The organism is Synechococcus sp. RC10A2, assembly GCF_047502605.1.
On record NZ_JANSHP010000073.1, the window covers coordinates 1 to 6833 of the forward strand.

General features: G+C 59.5%; 6 protein-coding genes, 1 tRNA gene and 2 pseudogenes. 2 read left to right on the forward strand and 7 right to left on the reverse strand.

Features of this window, described 5'->3' with window-relative positions; all coding sequences use genetic code 11:
• From NW848_RS10445 to NW848_RS10455, 3 genes are all read right to left on the reverse strand, one after another.
• Window positions 1-1484 (reverse strand): S-layer homology domain-containing protein (locus NW848_RS10445; protein ID WP_414511100.1); only part of this gene is annotated, 1484 nt, incomplete at its 3' end.
• 150 nt (window positions 1485-1634) lie between these two features.
• Window positions 1635-2675 (reverse strand): NADP(H)-dependent aldo-keto reductase, encoded by a 1041-nt coding sequence (locus tag NW848_RS10450; RefSeq protein WP_011429859.1) that lies wholly within the window; start codon window positions 2673-2675, stop codon window positions 1635-1637.
• A gap of 81 nt (window positions 2676-2756) precedes the next feature.
• Window positions 2757-4562, reverse strand: coding sequence for a hypothetical protein (locus NW848_RS10455; protein WP_414402861.1), 1806 nt, complete (start codon window positions 4560-4562; stop codon window positions 2757-2759).
• Window positions 4563-4933: 371 nt separating this feature from the next.
• Between NW848_RS10455 and NW848_RS10460 the strand changes: the two genes are divergently transcribed.
• Entirely contained in the window at window positions 4934-6058 is a 1125-nt protein-coding gene (locus tag NW848_RS10460; protein ID WP_011429861.1) for a PP2C family protein-serine/threonine phosphatase, read from the forward strand.
• A gap of 11 nt (window positions 6059-6069) precedes the next feature.
• Here NW848_RS10460 and NW848_RS10465 read toward each other — a convergent pair whose 3' ends face one another.
• Window positions 6070-6204, reverse strand: coding sequence for a BolA/IbaG family iron-sulfur metabolism protein (locus tag NW848_RS10465; protein ID WP_240527876.1), 135 nt, complete (start codon window positions 6202-6204; stop codon window positions 6070-6072).
• Here NW848_RS10465 and NW848_RS10470 point away from each other — a divergent pair.
• Window positions 6142-6354 (forward strand): hypothetical protein, encoded by a 213-nt coding sequence (locus tag NW848_RS10470; protein ID WP_240527422.1) that lies wholly within the window; start codon window positions 6142-6144, stop codon window positions 6352-6354. The genes NW848_RS10465 and NW848_RS10470 overlap by 63 nt on opposite strands.
• Window positions 6355-6412: 58 nt before the next feature.
• Here NW848_RS10470 and NW848_RS10475 read toward each other — a convergent pair.
• From NW848_RS10475 to NW848_RS10485, 3 genes and pseudogenes are all read right to left on the reverse strand, one after another.
• Window positions 6413-6486, reverse strand: a tRNA-Met gene (locus tag NW848_RS10475).
• A gap of 48 nt (window positions 6487-6534) precedes the next feature.
• Window positions 6535-6660, reverse strand: a pseudogene (locus NW848_RS10480) (hypothetical protein); the annotation flags it as partial.
• A 15-nt stretch (window positions 6661-6675) separates the two neighbouring features.
• Window positions 6676-6833, reverse strand: a pseudogene (locus NW848_RS10485) (RNA-guided endonuclease TnpB family protein); the annotation flags it as partial.

The window sequence follows — 6833 nt, forward strand, 5'->3', positions numbered from 1 at the left end:
GGGGCGGCGCGTGGGGTCGCCGCGGCGGGCGGTGGGGTGGGCGAGGGGGCTGCTGCCGGCGTGGGCGTCGCCGTAGGGGTGGGCGTTGGAGTGGGTGTGGGCTGGGCGGCCTGCACCTGGAAAGACCACTGCTGGATGGCGGTGTTGCCGCTGGTATCGGCAATTTGGACGGCAATCAAGGTCGGTCGATCGGTGGGCAGCGGCTCGGCTGGGGTGTAGGCGAAGCCGGTGCGGCTGAGCTGAGCTTGGGCGGTAACGTCCACGTTGTTCACCAGCAGGGTAAAGCTATTGAGGTCGATTCCCTGGTCATCTTGAAAGCGAGCGGAGATGGATGGGCGCGGGTTGTCGGTCACCGCTCCGTTGGGCGGCGCCAGGTCGCTGATGGTGGGGAAGGTGGTGTCGGTCACCCGACCGATGCTGATGGTTTTGTCCGGCAATCGCACCAGGGTCACCAGCCCATTCCGCTCCAGACGGGCAAATACTGGCGCTTCCGAGGCCCGGTCTTGGCTGCGGAAGGTGTAGCTGCCCTCGTATTGGCCGGGGCGGGTTTCCTGCAGGGGCAGGTTGTAGGCAATGCCGGGAATGGAGAAAGACGCCTGCGCCCCTGGCGATCCCAGCAAATACACCGTCAAGGTATCTCCCGGCTTGACGGATCCCAGCTCCTCGCGGGCAAAGAAAGTTCTCACCTCTGGGGCGGCGGGCAGCGTTTCCACCAGCGGCTCCACGGGGATATCCGGCGTGGCCAGGGGCTCAGGCGTGGGGGGGACCTGAGCCAGAAGCTCGGTGCGGATCCCTGGCCCGGGGATGGCAGCTCCCACAGGCGGGTCTAGGCTGGGCACCCGGCCCACCTTGGCCAGCGCTTGGTAGGTGAGAGCCGCCACTTCCCCCCGCGTGGCCACCGCCTGGGCATTCAGTCGGGTGGGATCAGGGTAGAGCACCAACAGACCTTCTTGAACTGCTGTCGCGATGGGGGCGCGGGCAAAATTGGGAACCAAATTGGCATCGGTAAAGCCGGACAGAATGGCTTCAATTTGACCGGGATCCTCGAGGAGCCTGCCGTTGGTGGCGGCGCGGGTCAGAACGGTGATGGCCTGGGCGCGGGTGAGGACATCGTTGGGACGGAAGGTGCCGTCGGGAAAGCCGGAAACCAACCCCGCTGCTGCCGCCGCGCCGATGGAGGGAGCTGCCCAACTGGGAATGGGATCGGCAAAGGGGCGCACAGGGACGTTGGTATCTAGCCCAAAAGCTTTGGTGACGATAACGGCAAACTGGGCCCGCGTAATCGACTCGTTGGGGCGAAAGGTGCCGTCTGGGAAGCCGCCGATGATCTGCCGCTCATTGAGCCCGGCGATGTACTGGGCGCCCCAGTAGGTGCTGATATCGGAAAGTTGCGCCCAAACGGGATCCGCAACCAGCAACAAACTGCCCCAGCTCGCTATCACGGCTGCCGCCTTCCAACTTTGCCAAAGAGAAAACTCACGCATCCCCTACAACTCCTCGCCACCTGCTAGAAAGGCTCTAAGAAAAGACATCGGCCCAAACAATCAACAATCGAAGAAGAGCCGGATGGAGTTACCCACTCCGTAACCCTAGACGAAAAAATCTCCTGAAAAGTTCTATCGGTTTCCGAAGTTTCACGGGGCGGGATTGGGGTAGCGCTGGTGCACCGCCTCAATTTCTGCCAGGATCGCAGGCGACAGCTCCACCTCGAGGCAACTGAGGTTTTCCTTGAGCTGGGCCAGGTTGGTGGCCCCGATGATGGTGCTGGTGACAAACCAACGGCTGCGCACAAAGGCCAAAGCCAACTGGGCAGGGGTCAGGCCGTGCTGGCGGGCAATGCGCACGTAGGCAGCCACGGCCTCTTCCACATTGGGCTTGCGGTAGCGCTGGCCAAAGCCCTCGAACAGGGCCAAACGGGATCCCGGCGGCTTGGCGCCCCCCAGGTATTTGCCCGTCAGCAGCCCAAAGGCCAGGGGGCTGTAGGCCAGCAGCCCTACCTGTTCGTGGCGACAGACCTCCGCCAGCCCCATCTCAAAGGTGCGGTTGAGGAGGCTATAGGCGTTTTGAATCGAGACTACCCTGGGCAAGCCCAACTGCTCGGCCACGTGGCAGAACTCGCAGACTCCCCAAGGGGTTTCGTTGCTCAGGCCGATGTAGCGCACCAGGCCCTCCTGCACCAGTTCCGCCAGACCCTGCAGTTGCTCGGCAATGGGAACCGTGGGCCGCTCTTGAGAGGGATCGTAGGCCACGCCCCCAAACAGGGGCACATAGCGATCCGGCCAGTGGATTTGGTAGAGGTCGATGTAGTCGGTTTTCAGGCGCTTGAGGCTGCCGGCCACCGCCTGTTTGAGGTTGTTGCGGCTAATCGAGAGAGACCCGCCGCGGATCCAGTGCCAGGGCCGCCCCGGGCCGGTGATCTTGGTGGCGATGACAAGGCGCTCCCGCGGCTGGTGCTGCAGCCACTCGCCGATGTAGCGTTCTGTGGCTCCCTGGGTTTCCGCCCGCGCCGGCACCGGGTACATCTCAGCCGTATCGATGAAGTTGATCCCGTGTTCTACTGCGTAATCGAGCTGTTCCCAAGCCTCAGTCTGGGTATTCTGCTCACCAAACGTCATGGTGCCGAGGCAGATCTCCGAAACCTGCAGAGGACTGTGGCCAAGCTGGCGGTAGCGCATGGGAACTTGCCGTCTCCAACCCTAAACAGCACACCAGTCCCCATTGTGCCCAAAACTTGCCAGCCCCTGGGATCCCTGCCCCTACTCTTGCTGCAGCACAGGCATGTACTCGCGGTAGATCTGGTTTAGGATTTCCAGGCCAATGCGGGTGCGACTGTCGGGGGGACGCAGCTCGATGGCTGCCCTTACTTGCAAGATGGTGCCCACCGGATAGGGCGAGCGCAGCTCCTCCCGCTTGCCCAAAAACACATCCGTGAAGTAGTCGATCAGCCGCCGTACCTGCGCCATGTCCTTGCGGGAGATCTCCATATCCAAAACGGTGGCCAATTTGGCTCGCATGGCTTGAAAGCTCTGTTGGCTGGTGTTGAGGGCCACCCGCTTGGCCAGGCTGTCTACCACAATTTGGCTGATCTTCTCCACATTTTGAGTCACGATCTCGCGGTGGCGGCCAGCAAAGCGCAGTTGCACTTCATCTAAAAATCGTTCGCGCTCCAGGATTTGGATGCCCTGCTGCTCTAGATCCACTCCGTAGCTTTGCAACTGCTTGTACTGATTCAAAACCCATTGGTTGTAGAACGAATCGGCCAAAACCCGCCAATAGCCAATGATCGTCGCCTCGGCAAAGGGGATGCTCAGCAAATAGGCCTCGCTGGTAATCTGGTGCAAATGTTCGGTCAGCTTGTCCCGCTCTTTTTCGTCCAAGTGGGAAGTGCGGGGCACCCAGACGGCTCCGTACTCGCTTTTCACCTCCACCGGCAGGGATGTGAGGAGAGTGTCGAAAAATTGATGGAGGCTGAAAAGGAGAAACTTATTGGGATCCTGCAGGCGGTTGAGCAGCTCTTGTTTTTTCTCTTCTTGATATTGGGCTACCAGCTGCTGGGCCTCGGCGGCCTGGCTGCGCGCTGCCTCCACATCTTGCCGCAGCTTTTCGATCTCTTCTGCGCTCGGCACCTCGCCAGCAGCAGGCTCCCCCTCTCCACTGAAATAGCTGCCGCGCGGCCCTGGATCCCCAAGGCTTGCCAGCGGTTCGTCGCTGTCGTTGTCCAGCGTCAGCAGGTGAGAAAGAGCCTGCAGCCGAGCCCGTCGATTGGAAGAGTAGAGGGATCCCACTTCCACCGGATCCCGACTTTTCCAACCGTCCAGTCCACCGATGCGATAGAGCGTGTAAAAATACTTGCTGAGCAGAATTGCCAACAGATGCTTGTTTTTGACCTCGTTGTACTCCAGGTAGGCCCGCAGACACAGTTGGAAAGCGATGTTGGGCAAGCTGCGACACACCCCTATGATGTGGGAGTACACCCTTTGCAGGTGCGGCCGAAAGCGGCGTGGGATCGCCTCGGGCCGCAGGCCGCGCAACAAGAACTCCGGCTGGCGTAGATCTTGAGGGGTGAAGTAAAAACTTTCTTGCCAAAGCAGCTCGTCCAGGTCGCGGGCAAAAATCGGCTTCAACTGATCGATGATCTGCTCGACAACCGCTTCGTTAAAAACCGGTATGATTTTTTCAATACGCAGTTCCTCGTAAATAGAATGCAGCCGCTTGCTGCGAAAGTCTTCGATCGAGATCAGCCCCTTCATGGTTCCAATCCGACCGTCGCTCAGCAGGAACTTATAGACAACTTCAGCAGTGGCGCCTGGGGAGAGAACGGGAGTTCCGGTCAAGTCGGGGCAAATTTGCAGGGGGCGTAGCAAGCGGCTGGTTTCACTGATGCTAAAGCAACTCCAAGCTGCCGGGTTGAGCACCACCGACGACAGGCCGGCCAGCAATTGCTTCTCGTCCAGATCCTCCAGCCGGATTTCTCCCCTGGGAGCTTGGCGGGGTGCCGCGGCTGAAGCCGCCTGCAAATCCCGAACGGACGGAGGAGATAACGGTAGAGGAGACGCGCTCATGCAGCCAAGGCCGTTTAACCTCAAAGTTCACTCTAGACCGGCAAAGGATGGATAAGATGTGATCCGTATCTCTTTGTCCAATGGAAGTCTCTAAAGCAGAATCTGCCCAAAAACCCCCCCGCTGTTATCTATTCCCACCAGTATCTTGAAACGGTCAGCTTTTGGGTAGCGTGCAACCACGGTTTTAGGGATCCACTAAGGGATACGCAACTTTAGCTCTGGGGGATGAGGTTGCTGAGGCTTTTCCGCTAACCGCCCTCCAAGCCGGTTTTTCTGCCGCAACTCCTGGGCTAGGATAAACGGTCTGCCTACCAGTACGGGCTAGAGTTGCGTTTTAATTCGGGTTGATTCGGGATTGAGGTGCAGTGGTCATGACGGCCATTTTGATTGTGGACGACGATCCCACGATTCGGCTGGTGTTGAAGCGATCCCTGGAGCGGCAGGGCTACACCGTCGAGATGGCCAGCGGTGGCTTGGAAGGGCTGGAGAAAGCTCATCTCCTAACCCCGGGGCTGATTATCTGTGACTGGATGATGCCGGATATGGATGGGCTGGAGGTCTGCCGGCGCATCAAGGCGGATCCCAAGTTTTCCACCACCTTCTTTATTTTGCTTACCGCTCGCACCGAAGTCGAAGACCGCATCCAGGGCCTGGATGCCGGGGCAGATGAGTTCCTCAGCAAGCCCATCGATCCCAATGAATTGCGGGCGCGGGTGCGGGCTGGGCTGCGCTTGCACCAGCTCAGCTATGACCTGCAGCAGCAAACGGCCCGACTGCGGGCGGAGTTGGCCGAAGCAGCCAGCTATGTGCGTTCGCTTTTGCCCAAGCCGGCCGACTTCCCACCTCACCAAATAGCGATTGAGTGGTGCTTTTTGCCCTCCCAGGAGCTGGGGGGGGATTCGTTTAACTACCACTGGCTAGACGAGGATCACCTGGCCATCTACCTGCTAGATGTGTCAGGGCACGGGGTGGGATCCGCGTTGTTGTCGGTGTCGGTGATGAACCAGTTGCGTTCCCAGAGCCTGCCCGATACAGACCTGCGGCAGCCGGATGCGGTGTTGCGCGCCCTCAACCAATCCTTCCCAATGGGATCCCACCATGAAATGTACTTCACCCTTTGGTATGGGGTCTATCAGCCGGGATCTCGCTTGCTTTCTTTTGCCAGCGCTGGCCACCCCCCCGCTCTGTTGGTTGCGCAATCAGACCCCATCCCCCTAGAGCTGAAGACCCCCAATTTGCCCATTGGCATTTTGCCCGATCAGGACTTTGCTAGGGACGAAGTCCGGATCCCGGCCAACAGTTGTCTCTACGTGTTCAGCGACGGGGTTTACGAAGTGTCCAGCTCGGAAGGGATCTGGGGGATAGAGAACTGGAAGTCCTTCCTAAGCAAGCATGCCTGCGTTGGCCTCGATCACGTTCTGCAGCACATTCAGTCTTTCCGCGGCAAGGCCGATCTTGAGGATGATTTTTCTCTGCTCCGTATTAGCTTTGGCTAGTGCAAGCCCGCTCAAGCTGAGCCGGGGGCTGCTCTCCGAAGCTGCTCCCACTGGCTAGGGGTAAAGGTACGGAGGGCTAGGGCGTGGAGACGGCCATCCTGAAGGTAGGGCTTCAAGGCCTCGTTCACCAGCCGGTGCTGTTTGATGAGGGGGAGGCCTTGGAATTGCTCAGCTACGACGACAGCCTGAAAATGGTTGCCATCGCCAACTGTATCTTCTACCTGCACCTTGGCTCCGGGCAGGGCAGCCTGTATCAACGCCTCGATTTCCCGCGGATCCATGCACCGTCTTCCTAGCTTCGGCTCAAGACAACTTAGAGAAGCTCTCCCAATGCCTGCAGATGTTGAGTTCCTATAGCGGGGACTGGATTTGAACCAGTGACCTTCGGGTTATGAGCCCGACGAGCTACCAGGCTGCTCTACCCCGCGGCGCTTTTCTAGCCTAGCTTGTCCTCCGGCTAACCGGCAAGCCTACGCCTAAGTTTCGCCCTTTTGTGTGGGTATTGTCTTCGAGGATCCCCGTCGCACCTGGATGAGCTGGGCGGTGATGCTGATGGCAATCTCGGCGGGGGTTTCGGCGTGGATCTCCAGGCCAATGGGGGCAAAGAGCCGAGTAAACTACCCGGCCCTGACTGCTTCGCAGTACAGGGCGGGCTTTCGGTAGCCCTGCAGTTGGCAAGCCAACCACGGGCCTCTAGGCTGGTTTACGACAGCCCCAAGCTTGGCAATCATGTTGGCCCCATTCCAGTCCGCATCCCCTTCCCATCCACAGTGCC